Source organism: Mesorhizobium sp. M7A.F.Ca.CA.004.04.2.1 (genome assembly GCF_004022825.1).
Taxonomy (GTDB): domain Bacteria; phylum Pseudomonadota; class Alphaproteobacteria; order Rhizobiales; family Rhizobiaceae; genus Mesorhizobium.
In genome coordinates this window covers 1-2,444 of sequence record NZ_RZPH01000918.1, presented here as the reverse complement: position 1 = coordinate 2,444, position 2,444 = coordinate 1, and the positions used below count along the sequence as shown (strand labels likewise).

The window sequence follows — 2,444 nt, the reverse complement described above, 5'->3', positions numbered from 1 at the left end:
TCGTGACGCTTCTGCGGGAGCTGTTTTCAGGTCGCGCGATGCGACCGGCGAGCGGTTCCCGTTTTGAACGGATCGATGAGGTCGCGATGCCCCATGTGGCGCAGGCGCCGGTCGCCAAGCCATTTGTCCGCCACGAGCCTGCCGTCCTGCAGGACTCCTTGGTTGGCCAGGAGCTGCCTGAACGTGCGGATGAAGCGGAGCCCTATGCCGCCGCGATGCCGGCCATGGCCGAGGCACCGGATGTGGTCGCAATGCCCGATACGACGGCGACAGAGCAGACGGCTGTCGAGCCCGAACCGGCGCGTTCCACCCTGGGCGAGATCGATATCGAGAAGGCTGCCGAAAAGCTGATCTCCAGCGGTGCGGCGCGCGCCATATTCGTCTCGCCGGAAGGCGACGAGGCGGCTGCATCCGCGATCCTGGTGGCGCGCGAGGTCGCCGACGCCGGGCTGCGCGTGCTGTTGCTGGACCTCACCGCGTCGGGGGCCGCCTCGCGGCCGATGCTGGACAGCGGGCTTTTCCCCGGCATCACCAACCTGCTCGCTTCGGAAGCGCAGTTCAGTGACGTCATCCATGCCGATCTCTACTCGGACTGTCACGTCATCCCGGTCGGAACCGCCGATCCGGTTCGTGCCATGCGTGCCGCCGACCGGCTGCCGATCATCATGCAGTCGCTGACGACAGCCTACGACCTGGTCGTGGTCGAGTGCGGACCGGCCGACGCACAAGGCATCGGCCGCCTGACCGGCGATGCCACCGAGGTCTTTCTCTCCATGCTGGAGGCCGACGATGAGGTGACGCAGGCTGCGGTCAAGCTGATCGAGAACGGCTACCCCGACCTGACGCTGGTGACGCCGCTCGGCCACGAACCGCCCGGCAATCCGGTGCCGAGAAGGCGCACTGCCGCTGCCTGAGGGGAGCCCCGGATCGCCGGCGGGGCCGTTCTGCGGTTCGCCCGATCTATCCCAGTTCAAGCGTCGTTACGCCGAACACCCTTCGCAGGTCCAATTCCGGGGCAGGCCCCTTGTACATGCGCGTGGTGGTGAAGGTCGGCGCAAAGCCGGCCGCATCGAGCGCAGTTATGAAGCCGGCGTTATCGGCGGGGACGTCGATGTGCAGCTCGCCGCCCTCGCAGGCACCGGCCAGCCCCTCCAGGAGTTGCAAAGCGATCTCCGTGTCGTCGGCAAACAGCGGGCCGATCTTGAAGCCGGATCGACAGCGGCGCGCCACGCCAAAACCGGTCACGCCGCGCGAACCGATCGCCGCTAGCCCATGATGCGGCTCCTGCAGCCATCGCTTCAGAAAGGTGCCTCGGGGCGCCGGAAAGCAATGGGCGTCATAGGCGACGATGCCGGACAGGAGCTGCGTCGTAATCATCCGCAACCCATCGGCCCTGACCGGCTGGCCTGCCATGCGCCCGGTGAAGCGGATGGTCTCATAGGCCGGCGCGAAGCCCTTGCGCCGGTAATTGGCCTGCTGCTCGGCGACGCCGTCGAGGCCGACAGTCCGGCCCGAGAGCCTTTTCATGCCGGCGTCCCACACGGCCTTGCCGTAGCTCATGCCGCGCATGTCAGGCCGGCAGATGTAGAGGCCGATGAAACCGAATTCGCTTCCATAGGCCACGGCCGAAATTGCCGCGACCATGTCGTCGCCGACAAAGGCGCCGATGAAGCCTTCGGGGTCCGCGGCCTGGAACATCGCCGGGTCTTCATGACCTGGGTTCCAGCCTTCCGCGGCCGCCCAGTCGACGAGAAGCGCCAGTTCCTGCAGGGACAGTGTGCGGATGATCGGCTTCATGGCGTCAGCTATCTTCTTCCGCGGGCGCTGCCTGGCCGGCGGCTTTGCGGCGCAGCACTTTGGTCAGCTTCCAGATCGTCGGGCTGTTCTTGACGAAGGCCTTCAGCCGTGCGCCTTGCCGAAGCGTCAGCGCCAGCATGCGGCCCTTCACGGTCAAGGGGACCAGCACTTCGAAATGCCGCGTTTCGATATCGCACCACAGCCGCTTGTAAGGCTCATCTCCGACCGAAAAGTCATAGACCTCGAAACCGGTCTCGCAGGCTTCCTGGATGTTGTCGAAGAACAGGAAGTCGCCGGGGCTGGCGTGCCCAAGATCGTCCTCGGCGATCGCTCCGAATTCGCAGATCAGGCGTTTGCCCAAGCGGCTTGAACCGGTGATGGCGCGCAGCTTGCCGGCAACCTCGAGCCCGTGCAGCACGAAGGAAGGCCTGTCCTCGGCAAGCGCCTGCATGAACAGCGCGCGGAAGAAGCCGCGTACCTGTGCGTCGCCAAAAACATTGGCGATGCCCATCTTGCGGAAGCGGAGTTCCTTCATCTCGAAGAAGGCGTCGAGCAGCCTGCCCACCTCGTCGGGGGTGCGGGCCCCGATGCGCCGATAGCTGCCTACGGCCTCGAATTTCCGGATCTGCGACCGGTGCTTCTTGCGT

Annotated in this window: 3 protein-coding genes; 1 reads left to right on the top strand and 2 read right to left on the bottom strand. The window is 65.8% G+C overall.

Translation table 11 applies throughout. The features are described from left to right. Positions 1-914, top strand: a 914-nt coding sequence (locus EN893_RS29155) for a tyrosine-protein kinase family protein (RefSeq protein ID WP_164901201.1), incomplete at its 5' end; no start/stop codon positions are given. Positions 915-960: 46 nt separating this feature from the next. Here the strand turns inward: EN893_RS29155 and EN893_RS29150 are convergent. Next, positions 961-1,797, bottom strand: a complete 837-nt coding sequence (locus tag EN893_RS29150; protein WP_127267068.1) for a GNAT family N-acetyltransferase — start codon at positions 1,795-1,797, stop codon at positions 961-963. A gap of 4 nt (positions 1,798-1,801) precedes the next feature. Beyond that, the coding region (locus EN893_RS29145; RefSeq protein WP_128361990.1) for a GNAT family N-acetyltransferase at positions 1,802-2,444 on the bottom strand (643 nt) is incomplete at its 5' end.